Raw genomic sequence first — 17439 nt, 5'->3', positions numbered from 1 at the left:
TAATGAACAAACCTGCGCTGCAACAGACACCCGATGGTTTCTACCTGAACCGCACGCCCTGGTTCGCCTTTATCCTGCTGTGCAGCATCTTTGCTTTGTGGGCGGCTGCGGCGAGCATGAATGATGTGCTGATCGCCCACTTCAAGAAGGCGTTTTTGCTCAGTGATTTCCAGACTGCCTTTGTGCAGTCGGCGTTTTACCTGGGTTACTTCTTTGTTGCGATTCCGGCCGCAATGGTGGTTCGTCGGTTCAGCTACAAGACCACGATCCTGATCGGCCTGCTGCTGTACATGTTCGGCTGCCTGCTGTTTTTCCCGGCGGCGTCCACGGCCAAGTACGGGATGTTTTTGCTGGCGCTGTTTGTGATTGCCGCCGGCCTGTCGTTCCTGGAGACGGCGTGCAACACCTACTCGACGCTGATGGGCCCACGGGAAACCGGGACCCGGCGCTTGAACATCTCCCAGACCTTTCACCCGTTCGGCGCCATGGCCGGGGTGTACGTGGGCAGCTTCGTGATGTTCAAGGACACCGACGCCACCACTCAACAACTGCAGCAGATGAGCGTCTCCGAAGCGGCGGTGCAGCAGCTGCAGATGATTCAGTCCACCTTGTTGCCCTACAAGTGGATGATCGCGGTACTGGTGCTGATGTTTATCCTGATCGCCATTACCCGGTTCCCGGCCTGCAAGGGCAATAAGCCGGCCGACAGCAAGCCCGGGAGCCTGCGTCAAAGCCTGGGGCGGCTGTGGCGTAACCCACGCTTTACCTTTGGCGTACTCGCGCAGTTTCTGTATGTGGGCGCGCAGGTGGGCGTGTGGAGCTTCACCATCCGCCTGGCCATGCAAATGGGCGGCATGAATGAACGCAGTGCTTCATGGTTTCTGCTCACCACCTTTGCCGCCTACTTTGTCGGCAAGATGATCGCCAACTTGCTGATGCGCCGACTGCACCCGGCCAAGGTCTTGGCGATGTACGGCGTGCTGTGCATCGTGCTGCTGGCCTACACCATCCTGGTGCCGAACATCTCGGCGGTGTACGCAGCGGTGGGCGTGAGCATTTTTCTCGGCCCTTGCTGGCCGACCATCTACGGCTTGACCATCGATGGCCTGGGCGAGGACACCGGCGTCGGCGGTTCCTTGCTGGTGATGAGCATTGTCGGCGGCGGGGTGATTCCGATCTTCCAGGGCCTGTTGTCCGACGCCAGCGGGGGCAATATGCAGTTGGCCTACAGCGTGCCGTTGCTGTGCTTTATCGTGATCGTGATTTATGCGGTCAAATGCCTGCGCCAGTCAGACACAGCCACGTTGGGCGCGGCAGCGGCGGTGGCCTCATGAACACGCATATCCCGCTGTATCGTGCGGTGTTCAGCGAGCAGGAAAAGATCCTGTTGCAGTCCGGGGATTTCAAGGTCAGCGCCTGGACGTACCCGTCCGGCGTGCTGGCCGTGAGCCTGGAGAACAGCCGTGGGCGACTGGTGGTTCTGCCTTATCAGGGGCAGATGATCTGGTCGGCCGTGTTCGACGGCTGCGACCTGACCATGAGCAACCTGTTCGAACAGCCCCGTCCCAGCCCGACGATCATCGATACCTATGGCTGTTTCATGTTTCACAGTGGCCTGCTGCGTAATGGTTGCCCGGCGCCGGATGATACCCATGCCTTGCACGGTGAAATGCCCTGCGCGCCCATGGACACGGCGTGGCTGGAAATAAGCGAGGGCTTTGTGCGCCTGGGCGGCTCGTACCAATACGCCAAGGGGTTCGGTGATCGTTACCGGGCGTGCCCGAGCGTGACACTGCGCGCCGATTCGGCCGTGTTCGACATCGACATGGACGTGACCAACCTGGCTGGCAAGCCCATGGACCTGATGTACATGGCCCACATGAACTACGCCTATGTGGCCGGCGGACGGTTCGTCGAGCCGCTGGGCATGCAACGCTTACGCCTGCGTACCAGCGTGCCGGACCACGTCAAGCCGACGCCTGACTGGAATGCCTACATGGCGCAGTTGGCCGAGCATCCAGCCCAGTTGGCCTGCCTCGATCAGCCGGCGCTGTACGACCCTGAGATTGTATTTTTCTTCGACGGAGTGGGTACCGACGCCACAGGCCACGCGCACTGTCTGCTGGAGCATCGCGATGGCGCGGCGTTCTACACCCGTTACCGTCCCGAACAGTTCGAACACGCTGCACGCTGGATTCTGCACACGCCGGATCAGCAAGTGGCGGCGTTCGTGCTGCCGTCAACCTGCGAGCCCGAAGGCTATAACGCCGAGAAAGCCAAAGGGCACGTGCGTCAGCTGGCAGCCGGGGCCAGCGCCTCGTTCAGCGTGACCACCGGCTACTTGAACGCGCAGGAGCGGCAGAGGTTGCTGGGTTAAACCAGCAATTGCGCGCCGCTGGCCTGAATGGCGTCCTTGTAGGCGCGGGGGATTTTCTTGTCGCTGACCACGTACTGAAAGTCCCCCAGGGTGGCGAAGTGTGCGGTGCGCACCGTGTCGAACTTGCTGAAGTCGGCGAGCAGCACCCGTTGCTGGGCCTGGCGCAGGACCTTTTGCTTGACCTCGACTTCATTGAAGTTGAAGCAGGTCACACCGAATTCCTGGCTGACGCCCGCGGCAGTCACGAAGGCCCACGTCAGGCGCACGCTGTCGAGAATGCTGCTTTCGGCACTGCTTTCGAACACCTGGTTCTTGCGGTGAAAGGTGCCGCCGCATAACACGATGTGGCAGTTGGGCTTGTTCTGCAGCCTGAGCAGCACGTTCAACGAGCTGCACACCGCGGTGAACTCCAGCTCATCCGGGATGAAATCAATGACAAAGGGCGAGGTGGTGCCGCAGTCGAAAAATACCGTGTCACCGGGTTGTATCAACCGGGCGGCGAGTTTGCCGATGCGGCGCTTTTCCTCGACGTGGCGGGTGTCCTGGTCGGCTACCCGGTACTCGCTGGCTTCACTGCCGACCCGGGTGATATAGCCGCCCAGCAGGCGCACGTGATCGGTGAAGTGGTTGAGATCGCGGCGCAGGGTCATCTCGGAAACGTCCAGCAGCGCGGCCATTTCTCTCAGGTGAATGGCGTTCTGGTCCTGCAAGGCTTGTTGGATAAGCTTGAGTCGCTCGGCTTTTTTACTGTCCAAGAGTATTCCAGTGCTTGATTGTTTCTGTTAAATAAGCAACATTAAGTGTGACTATAGTAACATTGTTATGTGGGCGCTGTGACAAGCGGTACACGATCATTGGCAACATACAGGCAAGGACTCGTTAAATGAACACTCTTCAACCTGCAGCATTGGCGAAGTACATCGATCACACCTTGCTGGCGCCCGATGCCTCCCGTGAGCAGATCCGCATCTTGTGCGAGGAAGCCCGGGAACATGGCTTTTATTCGGTGTGCGTCAATTCAGGCCAGGTCCCTTACGCCGCGTCGTGCCTGACCGACGAGAGCGTGGTGATTTGTGCGGTGGTGGGCTTCCCGCTGGGTGCCGGCCTGAGCGACACCAAGGCATTTGAAGCCCAACGGGCAATTGCCGCCGGGGCAGGGGAGATCGATATGGTGCTCAATATCGGTTGGTTGAAGGAAGGGCTGCTGGACGCTGTGCGCGATGACATTGCCCTGGTCCACAAGGCCTGCGGCGCCGTGCCGTTGAAAGTGATCCTGGAAACCTGCCTGCTCAACGACGAACAGAAAGTCCAGGCATGCGAAATCTGCCGGGACCTGGGCGTGGCATTCGTCAAGACGTCCACGGGTTTCAGCCGAAGCGGCGCGACGGTCGAAGACGTGGCACTGATGCGCAAAACCGTGGGTGCCGGGGTTGGGGTCAAGGCCTCCGGTGGTGTGCGCGATTACGAGACGGCGATCCAGATGATCAATGCCGGGGCAACACGTCTGGGCAGCAGTTCGGGGATTGCGATTGTGGGCGGCGTGATGACGGCGGCGAGCGGCTATTGATCCACATCGTAATGACTGAAGGCCCGCCTGTAACCTGATCCGCCAACTGCCTTGAACTCTGCCCGGCACCCGCGCTCGCAATAAGTAGGGCGCGGGTTTTGCCGCGTGCCGTGTTCATTCAGTCAAGGGAGCAGACCATGGATACCTACAACATCAACAAGACCGGCACGGGTTGGGCACTGACCAAGCAGGGCTCGGCGCGGCCGTCGAAAACGGCGGAAACCAAAGAGGCGATCGTTGAGTTGGCGAAGGAGTTTCTCAGCGACAAAACGGCGTCGCTGAGGATTCACAGCATGGACGGGCGGATTCAGGAGGAGCGCACGTACCCGCGCAAAGCTGATCCGACACGATCTCTAGGTTAACCGAGTACCCAATGTGGGAGCGGGCTTGCTCGCGAAGGCGGTGGATCAGTCACACATGTATTGCCTGACACGCCGCTTTCGCGAGCAAGCCCGCTCCCACACTGGATTGGCGTCCTGCCTTAGAGAATTGGCTTACCACCGGTCACGGCATAGCGCGATCCGGAGATGTAACTCGCCTCATCCGACGCCAGCAGCACATAGATCGGCGCCACTTCCACCGGCTGCCCCGGGCGGCCCAGTGGCGTCTCGCTGCCAAAGCTGTTCACGTCCTCATCGGGCATGGTCGAGACAATCAACGGCGTCCAGATCGGACCCGGTGCCACGCTGTTCACTCGAATGCCCTTGCTCCCCAGCAGTTGCGCCAGGCCGCCGGTAAAGTTGGCAATCGCGCCCTTGGTGGCCGCATACGCCAGCAACGTTGGCTTGGGCATATCGGAGTTCACCGAACTGGTATTGATGATCGACCCGCCAGCCTTCATATGTGGCAGCGCTGCCTTGCAGATGCGAAACATCGCCGTGATGTTGATATCGAAGGTTTTGACCCATTCCTCGTCGGGAATCTCTTCCAGGGTCTCGTGGGTCATCTGAAACGCTGCGTTATTGACCAGCACATCGATACGCCCGAACTGCTCGACGGTCTGGTCGACAATGGCCTGGCAGTTGGCCTTTTGCGCAAGATCCCCGGGCAACAGCAGGCACTGGCGACCGGCTTCTTCGACCCAGCGTGCGGTTTCCTTCGCGTCCTCATGTTCATCCAGGTAAGCGATGGCCACGTCGGCACCTTCCCGTGCAAAGGCAATCGCCACGGCGCGGCCGATGCCGCTGTCAGCGCCGGTGATCAGGGCAATCTTGTTGGCCAGGCGGCCGGAGCCGGTGTAGCTCTTCTCGCCGCAGTCGGGGTAGGGGTCCATCTTCTTCTGCGAACCGGGAACGGATTGGGCCTGGCTGGCGAAAGGTGGGCGTGGGTAGTCAGTCATCTCAATCTCCATAGATCACAACGGGTTCTATGGATTAGTGATTTTCAGCGGCGCGATAGTTGTAATCGATGCTGGCCGAGCCCGACGAATGGTTTGTGATCAACCGTGCTGGCGGGCATCGCCCAGGCGCATGTAGTCCAGCTCATGGCGCACGCCGTGGCTGTCGATGTAGACCATGTGGCCTTTCACCGGACCGCACTCGGTGGAGGTTTGGGTACTGACACGCACCACCTTGGCGATATCCAGGTCCTGGGAATAATCGTACGCCTCGCTGGCGGGTGCGTTGGCACTCACCGCGGGCGCCGGGGTTTCGCCTTGAGCGACGGCCAGTGTGCTGAACAGGCCCAGCACGGCGATAAGCAGATAACGCATGAGAACCTCCGACACCACGAAGGTGGTGGCTTGACTGTGAGGCTCATTCTACAAAGCGCTTGCAGCGGGCATGAACGCCTGCGGGCCAATAGAAGACATCAGCCAAATCGATATACACAGGCGCTCATGTTCATTGCTGAGGCTGCAAATGCGCCGGCAGGCGGCGCAGCGTCCACCACACGGTGAGCATTGCCGCCACAGCGCTGAGGGCGATGCCGATCAACATCGGCGCCGGTGTGTGGTCGGCGAACAGGCCGGCCAGGGACATGGCCACGGCAGCGGTGATCATCTGGATCGCGCCCAACAGCGCCGATGCAGAGCCCGCTACCGCGCCGTGGTCTTCCAGGGACAACACCCCGGCCGCAGGCAATAAGAGGCCGAGGAAACCAAAGCCGATAAACAGCAGCGCCATCATCAACGGCAGGCTGTTGCCCCACAGTGTGGTAAGTGCGAGCAAGGTCATGACCGTTGCGACGCCCGCTATGGACCAGCGAATCAAAGGGGCCAATCCGAAGCGAGCACTCAGGCGCGCGGTCAACTGGCTGAGGGCAAAAAACGATGCGGCGTTGAGGGCGAAGCACAGGCTGAATTGCGTCGGCGTGAGCCCGTAGTACTCGATGTACACGAACGGCGCGCTGCCGATGAACACAAAGAACGTCGCCAGGCCAAAACCGCCCACCACCGACAACCCGGTAAACACCGGATCACGCAGCAGGGCGCCGTAGCTGCCAAACGCGTTGCCCAGGGTCTTGCCCAGGCGGCGCTCGGCGGGGTGGGTTTCCGGCAGTTGCACGGCGGTCATGATCAGGCACAGCACTGCGGCCACACCCAGCACCAGAAACACTTCGCGCCAGCTCCATACCGCAATGATCAGGCTGCCTGCCAATGGCGCGAGGATCGGTGAAATACTCACTACCAGCATCAACAATGCCATCAAGCGTGCAGCTTCATGGCCGGTGTACAAGTCACGGACAATCGCCCGGGGAATCACCATCCCGGCACAAGCGCCAAAGGCCTGCAAGGCCCGGAAGCCGATCAGCACCTCGATGGAGGGGGCGAGGGCGCAACCAATGCTGCCCACGATAAAAATCACCAGGCCGGCATAGATCGGCGGTTTGCGCCCGAACACATCGCTGATCGGGCCGTAGAACAGCTGGCACACACCGATGATCATGAAAAACACCGTCAGGCTCATCTGCACTGCGGCAGGCGAGGCATGCAAGCTGGCACCCAGGGTTGGCAGGGCCGGCAGGTAGATGTCGATGGCAAACGGGCCGACGGCAGTGATCAACCCCAGCAGCAGGGCGAGATGGGCGATACTTCGAGACATGGTGATTCCGGACGGCGGTAAAAAAGAGCGGCCAGCTTAGTGATCGCCCTCGGTGCTTACAAGCTGGTGTTTACAGACTCACTACATAGTTATGGGGGGCTGGCTGTCGCCGATGCCACCTGATCAGGACATAAGCGCGTAACCTATTGTCTTAACTCAACTAAATATCCATTTAGTCGAGTTAAGTATTCGTGAGTTTAAGGCTGGGCGAGGGCGCCTGTTCGGCGTTCGAATGGGGTTAGAGAGTATTCGACCTTCGGCGGGATTTCCTTGAAGTCGATGCGATCGATGATTTCATCGCGCTCCAGCTCCTTCAACTGCTGGATCAGCACCGCCATTGATGAGCGCCGGCGGCTCGATTGTGCTGACAGGTTCGACGACCGCTTCGATGGGCACCGCAGCGTTCAGCGTGTACAGCGCCTCGAAAGGTGCACTGCGAAACTTTGCCAGAAGCTGGGCGTTGGATCTGCAAGGCACGGGTATTCGGGTCAATGTGCTTTCACCTGGGCCAACGACGACGCCTGGTTTGGACCGAGCGCTTTCAGGCACCGGCCAGAAGGATGCGATTGTCGACTCGATGGTGACACGTGTGCCGCTGGGTCGTATGGGTTTGGCAGACGAAGTGGCGAATGCGGCATTGTTCCTGGCGTCGGATGAAAGCAGCTTCATGACAGGCAGCGAGATGTTTGTGGATGGTGGTTTCGCTCAGGTGTGATTCAGGGTCATCGGCCAAATCGAGATGGGTTGGGTTTGGCCGATGAGGAGCGTGGTGCGCTGGTTGAAATTTGGTTGGCACTGCCCCTGATAATGAATCATATTATTACGCATAATGTATATTATGTTAAATTATGTGTCATAACTGCGCAGCGCACAAGACCTGGACTAGATGCTCCCAGGTGTCATCGATCCTAGAAAACAGAAAGCGTAATGTTGCGTAGCCACTGTTCTTCCTTTCGTGCTTGGGCGCCCGTGCGCTTGAAGATCAGGTGCTCGGTATCCTGATGAACGTTGAAACTCCCGCTGCCCAGGCATTCAGGACCAGCAGTACATGGCGTGAATCGTCAGTCATGAAGCACCTCGTGAATGACCCCTCTTACCCAAGCCGCCAACACCTGACAACGGCACGCTCGAACAACCAATGGTCAGTCTGATCGCCAATAAGCTGGCAGTCTTGACCTGGATCAGAAACACCCGACATACGAGGGGTACACAAGAGAGGCAGCTTCGTTTCAGTGGTATTTACGATTGACGAGGAATCTCACCATGACCGCCCTACCCCATAACGCCTCAAACAGCACTCCCACCGTGTCGGACGTTCAAACCGATCACTGGATCGACCCTTTGAAGGACGGTACCCATGTACTCATCCGCCCGTTGGAAGCCAAAGATCGAGAGCGCGAATTCGCCTTCATCAAGAACCTTTCTCCCGAGTCACGGCATTTTCGCTTTCTATGCAGCATCACTGAGCCGGGTAACACCCTCATGAATCAATTGATGGCCGTCAACAGCCCGCAACAGATGGCGTATGTCGCACTGTTCATGGACGGTGGGCACTTGATCGAGATCGGCGTCGCGCGTTATGCGTCGGCCGAGGGCGACACTCAGTGCGAATCGGCGGTGGTAGTTGCCGATCAATGGCAAAACAAAGGCCTGGGCAAACGGCTGATGCAACACTTGATCGATGCGGCACGCCTCAATGGTTTTGAGTCCATGATGTCGATGGACTCAGCCGTGAACACTCGCATGCGCGGTTTGGCGCAAGAACTGGGCTTTGACAGTCATCGCGACCCGCTGGATGCGACGCAAGTCGTCTATCGATTAGCGCTGAACTGAGCATTGGAAACTACTCATGAACACTGAGTGCGGGGCGTGGATAGGGTGTGCCTGTAGGTTGAGCGATACGGGCTTAGTTCAGCGTCATACGCAAATTTACTCAGGTCTGTATTGACCGAGCGAGGGGTCACGCTGACCGGCTTGTATGACTGCGTTGGCAAAATGCTTTTAGCCGGACTATGTCCAGGATCTCGATGCTACGCCCTTCAACCGTGATTAAGCTCAGCTCGCGCAGACGCGCAATCGCTCGGCAAATCGTTTCGGACCTTACGCCAATAGACAAGGCAATGTCCTCACGTGACATGCGCAGCAGAAAACGGTGCGCGGAGTAGCCCCGTTCTGCAAAGCGTTTGGACAGCCCTAGCATGAAGATTGCCAGGCGTTCTTCTGAGTTGTAGTGCCCCAGTGCGAACAGCCTGTTTTGACCGTGGGTGATCTCTCGACTGAGCATCCTGCTTAGGTTCAAGCGCAAAGCGGGCAACTCGCGCGCCAGACTTTCGAGCCGCCGATAAGAAATCATATACGCCTCACTGTCCTCCAGTGCCACCGCCGAACATAAATGCAACTCTCCCGTAATGGCTTCCAGGCCCAATGGTTCTGCGGACATGGTAAATCCCGTTACCAAGCTGAACCCTTGATCGCTGACGAGAACGGTTTTAAAACTACCGTGCCGCACAAAATATAAATATTGTGAATTCCCGCCCGCGTGGTAAAGCTCGGCGCCTTTGTTAATGCGCACTGTGTGGGTTATTAATTCATCGAAACGCTCACACTCCGCCTCAGAGCGCTCGAGCGACAAAAACGCCTCATAAATAGCGGATTGATCAAGGTTCTTGACCGGGTCGTAGGCGCGTAAGGGAAACGACGTAACAGGTCTTGTTCGTTCAGTATTGATTAGCATCGTGCACACTCCGGCGGCGTCGACTGAGGCGTTACCCAAAGGTAGGCGACAGTTCGAGTTCATAAATGATTTCGTCATCGCCAGTGGCCGGATATCGGCAATGAAATCCGAGGCTACGGGCCAGGCGATGCATACCAAAGTTGTTGATCTGGTGGACCGACATCATTTTTTTGAACCCATTCCGTTTGGCCGCAAAGATCAGGTGCCCCATCAACAGCGTTCCCATGCCCTGACGTTGCCAGCGGTCCGCGACAACGACCGTGCAATCACACTGAGGGTTACCGGCAGTCGCGTCATAGCGACTTATTCCAACTTCCGTCAGTTGGCCGTTCTCATGAACCATTGCGATGTACGCCATGCGAGAGTGATGGTCCACATCCATCATTTGGTCCAGCAGCGACACATTCGGTTGCCCCATTACTCCAAAAAAACGTGTGCGAAACGACTCGGCTCCAAGCTGTTGAATAAATATGAACTCACGTTCACGGTCTTGTGGATGCAAGGGCCGAATCAGCACATGGGTATCGTTGTTCAAGGCCTCTATCCAATGCTCGTCGGGAGGTTCGTGACCGAGCCCCGCAAGAATTTGTTCTACCGCATAGTCATTTATCATGACGGTGGGCCTCCCCGCAGCTGTAAAGCCGACGGAGTACCGCCGGGAGCATATCCGGCAAATCTTCTGCCAATAACCCGGGACCAAATTCGGCCGCCGCCGCCCCATGCAACCAGACACCCGCTGCCGCAGCGGTAAAAGCCGATACTCCTTGGGCGAGCAAACCCAGAATGATGCCACCCAACACGTCGCCGGAACCGGCAGTCGCCAATGACGAAGGCGCATTGGTATTGACGATTGCGCGACCATCAGGCGCTGCGATCACGGTGTCACTGCCCTTAAGCACAACCACCGCTGAGCAACGAAGGGCTGCCGCTCGGGCACGGGTCAGCTTGTCGCCGGAGGCGTCAAATATTCGGCAGAATTCACCGTCATGGGGTGTCAGCACACAAGGCCCCCGTATCGCGCGGTCCAGAGCTTCGGGGTCATCCTGAAAGACCGTAATTGCATCAGCGTCAATCACCGTGGGGCGACCGGTTGCGAGCATCGCCAACACGTGGCCGAACGTATCTTTGTTAACGCCGGCACCGGGACCGATTAACCACGCGGAAAAACGGCTGCCGTTTAGCAGGTGACCAAAGTCTTCCGGGGTTACCCAGGGCTGCACCATGATGCTATTGAGCGTCGCGGCGTAAACGGGCAGTGCTATGTCAGGCACGGCAATCGTCGTCAGGCCCGCACCTGCCCTTGCAGCACCTCTGGCGGCCATGCGGGCGGCCCCGGTCACCGGGTAACCGCCGAATACCAAGGCATGTCCACGGCTATGTTTATTGGAGTCGGCCTGCGCTCGCGGCAGTTCGGCCAGCCACAACGCCGGATCATTCTCGAAGGCCCGCGGTGTGATGGAATCAAGCACCGATTTAGGATTGCCGATATCGGCAACCACGACTTCGCCGCACAGGTCTCGACCCGGTAACAGCAGGTGGCCGGGCTTTTTACGGGAAAACGTCACCGTCAGCACTGCCTTTACCGCCCCTAGCGCGGCGCCCGTATCGCCCATGACTCCGCTGGGTGTATCGATCGCGACAATCGGTACACCGCCATGCCCTGCTGCAGCCAATGTATCGAGCGCCTGCCCTTCAAGTGGACGGCTGAGCCCAGCACCGAAGAGTGCGTCAACGATAAGTTCCGCGTCCTTGAGTACCAACGGGCTGAGTGCTTCGACCTCCCCACTCCACCGCTGTGCATGTTGCCTTGCTTCATCCTGGAGGCTGAAACGACTGCCCAGCATGGCCACCCGCACCGGCCAGCCGGCCTCTGCCAACAGGTGGGCCGTGACGAACCCGTCCCCGCCGTTGTTGCCTGGCCCACACAGCACCAGCAGCGGCCTGGGCGTCCATCGGGTTTCAATCTCGTGCGCAACAGCCGCACCGGCATTGCCCATCAACTCAAAAGACGACACGCCGGCCGCAACCGATAACCGGTCGGCCTCAGCCATCTGTCGCACGGTTAACAAGGCGGTCTGGCTGCTCGCCTCGGACCCGAAACTCAACCTGTTCATGCTTTTTACTCTCTTAAACAGCACCGAAATCTATGACCACCCGCGAGGGAACGTCACCGTGTTCAAGGCGATCGAAAACCTGGTTGATCGCTGACAGTGGTTGCAATTCAATGTCGGCTTTAACCTTGCCTTGAGCGGCGAAGTCCAGTGCTTCGGCCATGTCCTGACGATTGCCGACAAACGAGCCACGAACGGTGATGCAGTTGGCAACCACGTCGAACAATGGCAGCGGGAACTCACCGGGTGGCAAGCCCACCAGCACACAGGTACCGTGCTTGCGCGTCATGCCCACGCCCTGACGGAAGGCACTCAGGGACGGCGCGGTAATCAGCACACCATGGGCACCACCACCGGTGGCCTTGATAGCCGCCTCGATGGGGTCGCCCTGTTTGGCGTTGACCACCGCGTCGGCCCCAAGGCGTGTGGCATGGGCCAGTTTGCGGTCGTCAATGTCCACTGCGCAGACCCGTAGCCCCATGGCCTTGGCGTATTGCACCGCCAGATGACCGAGGCCGCCGACACCGGACACCACCAGCCATTGCCCTGGACGAGTTGCGGTTTCCTTGATGCCCTTGTAGGTGGTGACGCCCGCGCAGATGATTGGCGCCGCCTCGCAAGCCGATAGCCCCTCAGGGATGTGGGCGACGTAATTCGGGTCGGCAAGGATGTATTCGGCAAAGCCACCGTTCTGGGTGTAGCCCCCGAATTGCGCTTGGGCACACACCGTCTCCCACGCGCTGAGGCAGTATTCACAATGCCCGCAGGCGGAATACAACCAGGGCACCCCTACCCGCTCGCCTTCGCGCACACTGGTGACGCCCTGTCCCAGCGCCGTCACGATGCCAATCCCCTCGTGCCCCGGGATAAACGGTAACCCGGGCTTAAGTGGCCAATCACCCTTCGCGGCATGCAGGTCGGTGTGACAGACCCCGCAGGCCTCAGTGCGAACCAGGATCTGCCCCGGGCCCGGGGTCGGAATGTCGCAACGTTTGAGCACCAGCGGTTGGCCGAATTGTTCAACGACGGCGGCCTGCATTGTGTGAGTCATGGGAGCATCCTTTTTTGAGTAGCCCCTTGGGGAGGGCCACATGAGGTGACACATAAGTCCAGTGATGGCGACAGGTTGTTGATCAACTTGCGGCGGACAACCCTAAGCCCTTTACGGCTTCGACCATGCCCGACATCACGGCCAGGGCATCGCCATAGACCATGTCGCAGTTGTCGGCATAGAACAGTGGATTGGCGATACCCGCGTAGCCCTTGCCCTGCCCGCGCTTGACCACATAAACCTGTTTGGCCTGGTCTGCATTGAGAATCGGCATGCCGTAGATGGGCGAGCTTTTATCTGCGCGTGCCGATGGATTGACTACATCATTGGCGCCGATGACGAGGACCATGTCGGTGTTCGCGAACTCCGCGTTGATGTCTTCCAGTTGGAAAATCATGTCGTAAGGCACACCGGCTTCGGCCAGCAGCACATCCATCTGCCCGGGCATGCGTCCGGCGACCGGATGCACGGCAAAGCGCACACCGACACCGGCAGCCTGCAGTAGCTTCACAAACTCGTAGAGCTTTTGCTGTGCCTGAGCCACCGCCAGGCCATAGCCCGGCACAATGATCACACTTGCGGCATAGCGCATGGCTGTGCCGGCGTCGCCAGGCGAGGTCACCTTGAGCGGGCGAGTCTCTGCGCCATGTTTGGGCTTGGCGCTGTCACCGAAGTGGCTGAACAATACGTGCACGACTGATCGGTTCATGGCCTTGGCCATCAACGCGGTCAAGGCAATGCCCGCAGCGCCCACCAGCATGCCTGCGATCATCAAGGCCGGGGCTTGCAATACGAAGCCCTCCAGGCCAACCGCAAGCCCGGTAAACGCGTTGTAAATCGAGATCACCACCGGCATGTCTGCGCCCCCGATCGGCAGCGTCATCAACACCCCAAACAGCAGCGCACCGATGAAGAACAGCCCAATCAACCCACTGACCGCCGTTAACGGCGTGGCGCCACCTTGCAGTAAAAATACGATGTAAGCGCCCAAGGCCACGGTACCCAGCATCACGATTGCGTTGATCAATTGGAGGCCCTTGAGGCGCAGGGGCGCGTTGAGCAGCCCACCCAGCTTGGCCCAGGCGACCAACGACCCAGACAACGACAGGGTCCCGATCAACGCCCCCACCAATGTCACCGTGAGTGCCGTCACGCCTTGTGCATGTGCGCCAAACAGCGCCACGGCTGCGATGGCGGCGGCAGCCCCACCGCCCATGCCGTTATATAGCGCAACCATTTGCGGCATCGCGGTCATTGCCACCTTGCGCCCGGCCCACCAGGCGGCTCCACCACCGATGATCAGGGCACTCAGCGCCAGCGCACTGTTGACCAGCAGGTGGGGCCTGGCGGCGTCGCTAACGGTGAATACCACCAGAAAGCTGGCCATTACCGCCGCCAACATGCCTACACCCGCGACGCTGATACCCGCCGCCGCCGTCACGGGCGAGGACATGCGCCAAAGGCCATAGATCACCAAAAAGGCCACGGCGAAATCCACCAGCCCCATTAACAACGTTGGAATCATCAGGAACATGACGGCACCTCAAGTCTTTTTCAGTGGTTTGACCACTGAGCGGTGGGCGTGCGCGTGGGGCTTTGGATGAGCGCTGGTATGAAACATGGCCAACATGCGGTCGGTCACGGCATACCCACCAGCTGCATTGCCGGCGCCCAGCAGCACTGCAACGAAACCCACTGCCTGCTCCAGTCCGCTGCTGGCGTTGAGCAAAGCGCCCACCCCGCCGACCACCACGATGCCATGGACAAAGTTCGAGCCAGACATCAGCGGCGTATGGTGTATCGCCGGCACCCGGCCGATGATGACCCAGCCTGCAAACCCGGCGAGCTTGAAGATGTACAACGCAAGCAGAATGCTGATCGTCATGGAAAGCTCCTTAATACCTGGTCCGTCACGCCATTGATGAAGGGTTGGGCGTGGTGGGCTGAGGGGGCTTGTTGTCACTCGATTTGCTGGCCTCTTCCATCAGGTGCCCGTCGTGGGTCAGGGCTGTCTTGGCCAGTACCTCGTCGGTCCAATCGCAACTGATGATGTTGTCCTTGAGCATGAGCGCCAGCAGGTTGAACTGGTTGTGAGCAAGTAGTTGACTGGCATCCTGGCTGAGCAGTGACGGCACATTGAGTGGCGCCACGATCGTCACACCGCCGACCCGCAGGGTGTCGCCCGGTACGGTGTCCTCGCAGTTGCCTCCGCCTTCAGCCGCCAGGTCAACAATGACCGCGCCGCACTTCATGCCCGCCAGTTGCGCCTTGCTGATCAGCTTGGGTGACGCGCGCCCTGGTACGGCCGCGGTGGTGATGACCAAGTCAGCCTTTTGCAGGTGCGCGGTCAACACCTTGGCCACCTGGGTTTGCTCTATCACACTGAGCTCACGGGCGTAGCCACCCGCCCCGCTGGCATCGATACCGGTGTCGACAAATGTTGCACCCAACGACAGGGCTTGCTCGCGGGTCTGCGCGCGGACGTCATAGCCTTCGACGAGAGCGCCCAGGCGATGGGCAGTGGCGATTGCCTCCAATCCGGCAACCCCAAGCCCCAGGACCAGCACCCTGGCGGGGCCGATCACGCCCCCGGCGCTGGTGATCTTCGGCAACACACACCTCAAGTGAGTGCTACCTAACTGCACGGCGTAATAACCGGCCAGCGCTGACTGGCTGGACAATGCGTCCATGCTCTGAGCACGGGAGATACGTGGGATACGCTCCATCGCAAAACAGGTAATGCGCCGGTCCAAGAGGACCTGTACCCGCTCTGGAACATGCTGGGCATAGACGAACGACACCAGGATCGCTCCAGCCTTCATCGCCCCCAATATTTTCAGCGACGGCACTTGTACCGCCAACACCACATCAGCTTCAGCCACCAACGCCAGCGGGTCCTTGATAAATGTCACGTCTTGATAATCTGCGTCGGCCAACCCACTGGCCTCCCCCGCGCCTGTTTGCATATGCAGCCGGGCCCCCAGCTTGACCAATTTGGCGGTCACCCCGGGCACCAGGGCGACACGTCGCTCATGGGGATGGGTTTCCTTGAGAACGGCAACATTGACGTACATCGCAAGCTCCACTGAATGTGGCGGGTGGGCAGGCATGACCTGCGGCAGAACTCGGCGCCCTGAGCGGGCGCCAGGGGTTCTAAACGGGCGCGTCGATAGCGACGTAGCGCACCAGTTTTTTATTGACGAAGGCCTGGATGCCCATATCGCCCAATTCGCGGCCGTAACCGGAGTTTTTGATCCCGCCGAAGGGCAGTTCGGCATCTGACCAACTGATGTTGTTGATAAACATCATGCCGGTATCGATCCGACTGGCGACCCGCAGCCCGCGACCCACGTCCTGGGTGAACACGGAGCCACCCAGGCCGAAGTCAGAGTCATTGGCCAGCGCAATGGCCTCTTCTTCGTTCTTGACCCGAAAAAACAGCGCCACCGGGCCAAAAAACTCGCCCCTGAACGCAGGGTTCTCCGGTGTGATATTGGTCAGGATGGTCGGGCTCATATAAGAGCCCGAACGGTGAATTCGCTCACCGCCCAGCAGTACCTCGGCACCGGAAAAAACCGCGTCGTCCACCTGCACCAGTAGTTGTTGCAGGGCCGACTCTGTCGACAGCGGACCCAGCGTCGTGCTCGGGTGCATCGGGTCGCCAGGCTTGAGCTCGGCCAGTGCAGCCTTGAAGCGCTGGATAAACATATCTGCGACATCCTCGACCACAATAAAGCGCTTGGCAGCGCAGCACGTTTGCCCACAGTTGTACATGCGACCCCACACCGCCCATTTGATGGTGAGGTCCATGTCGGCGTCTTCCAGAACAATGAAGGCGTCGCTGCCCCCCAGTTCCATGGACGATGGCTTGAGATTGGCCCCGGCTCTTGATGCGAGGCTGCGACCCGCTGGTACGCTACCGGTCAGGGCAACGCCCTTGACTCTGGCGTCATCGACGACGCTGTCCGACTGCTCGTGGGATATCAGCAAGTTGGTGTAAAGCCCCACGGGTGCACCGGCCTCGATCAACAGTGCCTCGAAAGCAATCGCGCACTGCGGCACACAGCCAGCGTGTTTAACCACCAGCACGTTGCCCGCCATCAAGTGCGGCCCTGCGACACGCGCCAATTGGTAGTAAGGAAAGTTCCACGGCTCGACACAGAAAATCACCCCGATAGGGCTGCTTTCCATATGTGCTTCGCCCTCTTTGGGATGGAGCTTGTGGCGGGCCAAAAAGCGCTCGGCATTTTTCGCGTAATAGTCAAGGATGTCTGCGCTGAAGCTCACCTCGCCACGGGCCTCACTGATGCGTTTTCCCATCTCCAGGGTTGCCAGCCGAGCGAAGTCGTCCACCCTGGAACGCATTAGCTCGCCAGCCTTGCCGATAATGGCGGCACGTGCCGCATAAGACGTCTGCTTCCAGCTCTGAAAGCAACGCTGCGCAGTCGCCAGTTTTTCCTCCAGCACCTCATCGCTGATTTGCTCGAAGCTTTCCAGTAACTGGCCATCGCTGGGGTTTACGCTTGTATAAGCCATGATGAATGCCTTTCCCGTGAGG

At 59.3% G+C, this 17439-nt stretch carries 18 protein-coding genes and 1 pseudogene; 6 read left to right on the top strand and 13 right to left on the bottom strand.

Annotation, left to right across the window (positions count from 1 at the left end):
- Window positions 1-2 precede the first annotated feature (2 nt).
- Window positions 3-1334 carry an L-fucose:H+ symporter permease gene (fucP, locus tag D109_RS0130975; protein WP_017480335.1) on the top strand — a complete coding sequence of 444 codons (1332 nt, stop codon included), beginning with the start codon at window positions 3-5 and terminating at the stop codon, window positions 1332-1334.
- Window positions 1331-2377: an aldose 1-epimerase family protein gene (locus D109_RS0130970; RefSeq protein ID WP_017480334.1), complete on the top strand. Its 1047-nt coding sequence runs from the start codon at window positions 1331-1333 to the stop codon at window positions 2375-2377. Before fucP ends, D109_RS0130970 begins: the two co-directional genes overlap by 4 nt.
- On the opposite strand, the gene deoR is transcribed toward D109_RS0130970, so the two are convergent.
- A complete protein-coding gene (gene deoR, locus D109_RS0130965; RefSeq protein WP_017480333.1) occupies window positions 2374-3132 on the bottom strand; it encodes a DNA-binding transcriptional repressor DeoR in 759 nt (252 codons plus the stop codon). The two genes, D109_RS0130970 and deoR, sit on opposite strands and share 4 nt — an antisense overlap.
- Before the next feature lie 128 nt (window positions 3133-3260).
- Here deoR and deoC point away from each other — a divergent pair, with 128 nt between their 5' ends.
- Both deoC and D109_RS0130955 read left to right on the top strand, forming a co-directional pair.
- On the top strand, window positions 3261-3944 hold the full coding sequence (gene deoC, locus D109_RS0130960) for a deoxyribose-phosphate aldolase (protein ID WP_017480332.1): 684 nt from the start codon (window positions 3261-3263) through the stop codon (window positions 3942-3944).
- Between the two features lie 137 nt (window positions 3945-4081).
- Window positions 4082-4306: a DUF2188 domain-containing protein gene (locus tag D109_RS0130955; RefSeq protein WP_017480331.1), complete on the top strand. Its 225-nt coding sequence runs from the start codon at window positions 4082-4084 to the stop codon at window positions 4304-4306.
- A gap of 119 nt (window positions 4307-4425) precedes the next feature.
- Here the strand turns inward: D109_RS0130955 and D109_RS0130950 are convergent, their stop codons facing one another.
- The 4 genes and pseudogenes from D109_RS0130950 to D109_RS1000000133720 all read right to left on the bottom strand — a co-directional run.
- Window positions 4426-5283: an SDR family oxidoreductase gene (locus D109_RS0130950; protein ID WP_003217640.1), complete on the bottom strand. Its 858-nt coding sequence runs from the start codon at window positions 5281-5283 to the stop codon at window positions 4426-4428.
- A 99-nt stretch (window positions 5284-5382) separates the two neighbouring features.
- Window positions 5383-5655 carry a DUF2790 domain-containing protein gene (locus D109_RS0130945; RefSeq protein WP_017480330.1) on the bottom strand — a complete coding sequence of 91 codons (273 nt, stop codon included), beginning with the start codon at window positions 5653-5655 and terminating at the stop codon, window positions 5383-5385.
- A 130-nt stretch (window positions 5656-5785) separates the two neighbouring features.
- Window positions 5786-6985, bottom strand: a complete 1200-nt coding sequence (locus D109_RS0130940; RefSeq protein ID WP_017480329.1) for a multidrug effflux MFS transporter — start codon at window positions 6983-6985, stop codon at window positions 5786-5788.
- Between the two features lie 197 nt (window positions 6986-7182).
- Window positions 7183-7317, bottom strand: a pseudogene (locus D109_RS1000000133720) (winged helix-turn-helix transcriptional regulator); the annotation flags it as partial.
- 8 nt (window positions 7318-7325) lie between these two features.
- Here D109_RS1000000133720 and D109_RS01000000132260 point away from each other — a divergent pair.
- Together D109_RS01000000132260 and D109_RS0130920 are read left to right on the top strand one after the other, a co-directional pair.
- Window positions 7326-7700 (top strand): SDR family oxidoreductase, encoded by a 375-nt coding sequence (locus D109_RS01000000132260; protein WP_017480327.1) that lies wholly within the window; start codon window positions 7326-7328, stop codon window positions 7698-7700.
- A 548-nt stretch (window positions 7701-8248) separates the two neighbouring features.
- Window positions 8249-8818: a GNAT family N-acetyltransferase gene (locus D109_RS0130920; RefSeq protein WP_017480325.1), complete on the top strand. Its 570-nt coding sequence runs from the start codon at window positions 8249-8251 to the stop codon at window positions 8816-8818.
- Window positions 8819-8945: 127 nt separating this feature from the next.
- On the opposite strand, the gene D109_RS0130915 is transcribed toward D109_RS0130920, so the two are convergent.
- The 8 genes from D109_RS0130915 to D109_RS0130880 all read right to left on the bottom strand — a co-directional run bounded on the left by D109_RS0130915 (window position 8946) and on the right by D109_RS0130880 (window position 17417).
- Window positions 8946-9719, bottom strand: a complete 774-nt coding sequence (locus D109_RS0130915; protein ID WP_017480324.1) for a helix-turn-helix domain-containing protein — start codon at window positions 9717-9719, stop codon at window positions 8946-8948.
- 31 nt (window positions 9720-9750) lie between these two features.
- A complete protein-coding gene (locus D109_RS0130910; protein ID WP_017480323.1) occupies window positions 9751-10332 on the bottom strand; it encodes a GNAT family N-acetyltransferase in 582 nt (193 codons plus the stop codon).
- Window positions 10322-11833 (bottom strand): bifunctional ADP-dependent NAD(P)H-hydrate dehydratase/NAD(P)H-hydrate epimerase, encoded by a 1512-nt coding sequence (locus D109_RS0130905; protein ID WP_017480322.1) that lies wholly within the window; start codon window positions 11831-11833, stop codon window positions 10322-10324. The genes D109_RS0130910 and D109_RS0130905 overlap by 11 nt, the downstream gene beginning before the upstream one ends.
- Window positions 11834-11846: 13 nt before the next feature.
- Entirely contained in the window at window positions 11847-12881 is a 1035-nt protein-coding gene (gene adhP, locus D109_RS0130900) for an alcohol dehydrogenase AdhP (RefSeq protein ID WP_026078335.1), read from the bottom strand.
- Window positions 12882-12963: 82 nt separating this feature from the next.
- Window positions 12964-14415, bottom strand: a complete 1452-nt coding sequence (locus tag D109_RS0130895; RefSeq protein WP_017480320.1) for an NAD(P)(+) transhydrogenase (Re/Si-specific) subunit beta — start codon at window positions 14413-14415, stop codon at window positions 12964-12966.
- Between the two features lie 9 nt (window positions 14416-14424).
- Window positions 14425-14766 carry a proton-translocating transhydrogenase family protein gene (locus tag D109_RS0130890; RefSeq protein ID WP_017480319.1) on the bottom strand — a complete coding sequence of 114 codons (342 nt, stop codon included), beginning with the start codon at window positions 14764-14766 and terminating at the stop codon, window positions 14425-14427.
- 25 nt (window positions 14767-14791) lie between these two features.
- Complete coding sequence (locus tag D109_RS0130885) at window positions 14792-15955, bottom strand: NAD(P) transhydrogenase subunit alpha (protein WP_017480318.1); 1164 nt, start codon at window positions 15953-15955, stop codon at window positions 14792-14794.
- Window positions 15956-16034: 79 nt separating this feature from the next.
- On the bottom strand, window positions 16035-17417 hold the full coding sequence (locus D109_RS0130880; protein WP_017480317.1) for an NAD-dependent succinate-semialdehyde dehydrogenase: 1383 nt from the start codon (window positions 17415-17417) through the stop codon (window positions 16035-16037).
- Window positions 17418-17439 lie beyond the last annotated feature (22 nt).

The sequence above is a fragment of the Pseudomonas sp. PAMC 26793 genome, from assembly GCF_000313235.1.
Lineage (GTDB): Bacteria > Pseudomonadota > Gammaproteobacteria > Pseudomonadales > Pseudomonadaceae > Aquipseudomonas > Aquipseudomonas yamanorum.
Note: the sequence above shows the minus strand (reverse complement) of the source record. Positions and strands in the feature narration are given on the sequence as shown.

Bases quoted from the DNA above. Each gene is read 5' to 3' on its own strand.
- D109_RS0130950 (WP_003217640.1), bottom strand. From the start codon at position 5,283: ATGACTGACTACCCACGCCCACCTTTCGCCAGCCAGGCCCAATCCGTT.
- D109_RS0130905 (WP_017480322.1), bottom strand. From the start codon at position 11,833: ATGAACAGGTTGAGTTTCGGGTCCGAGGCGAGCAGCCAGACCGCCTTG.
- D109_RS0130895 (WP_017480320.1), bottom strand. From the start codon at position 14,415: ATGTTCCTGATGATTCCAACGTTGTTAATGGGGCTGGTGGATTTCGCC.
- D109_RS0130885 (WP_017480318.1), bottom strand. From the start codon at position 15,955: ATGTACGTCAATGTTGCCGTTCTCAAGGAAACCCATCCCCATGAGCGA.
- D109_RS0130890 (WP_017480319.1), bottom strand. From the start codon at position 14,766: ATGACGATCAGCATTCTGCTTGCGTTGTACATCTTCAAGCTCGCCGGG.
- D109_RS0130910 (WP_017480323.1), bottom strand. From the start codon at position 10,332: ATGATAAATGACTATGCGGTAGAACAAATTCTTGCGGGGCTCGGTCAC.
- D109_RS0130955 (WP_017480331.1), top strand. From the start codon at position 4,082: ATGGATACCTACAACATCAACAAGACCGGCACGGGTTGGGCACTGACC.
- D109_RS0130920 (WP_017480325.1), top strand. From the start codon at position 8,249: ATGACCGCCCTACCCCATAACGCCTCAAACAGCACTCCCACCGTGTCG.
- fucP (WP_017480335.1), top strand. From the start codon at position 3: ATGAACAAACCTGCGCTGCAACAGACACCCGATGGTTTCTACCTGAAC.
- deoC (WP_017480332.1), top strand. From the start codon at position 3,261: ATGAACACTCTTCAACCTGCAGCATTGGCGAAGTACATCGATCACACC.
- adhP (WP_026078335.1), bottom strand. From the start codon at position 12,881: ATGACTCACACAATGCAGGCCGCCGTCGTTGAACAATTCGGCCAACCG.
- D109_RS0130940 (WP_017480329.1), bottom strand. From the start codon at position 6,985: ATGTCTCGAAGTATCGCCCATCTCGCCCTGCTGCTGGGGTTGATCACT.
- D109_RS0130880 (WP_017480317.1), bottom strand. From the start codon at position 17,417: ATGGCTTATACAAGCGTAAACCCCAGCGATGGCCAGTTACTGGAAAGC.
- D109_RS0130970 (WP_017480334.1), top strand. From the start codon at position 1,331: ATGAACACGCATATCCCGCTGTATCGTGCGGTGTTCAGCGAGCAGGAA.
- D109_RS01000000132260 (WP_017480327.1), top strand. From the start codon at position 7,326: ATGAGCGCCGGCGGCTCGATTGTGCTGACAGGTTCGACGACCGCTTCG.
- D109_RS0130945 (WP_017480330.1), bottom strand. From the start codon at position 5,655: ATGCGTTATCTGCTTATCGCCGTGCTGGGCCTGTTCAGCACACTGGCC.
- D109_RS0130915 (WP_017480324.1), bottom strand. From the start codon at position 9,719: ATGCTAATCAATACTGAACGAACAAGACCTGTTACGTCGTTTCCCTTA.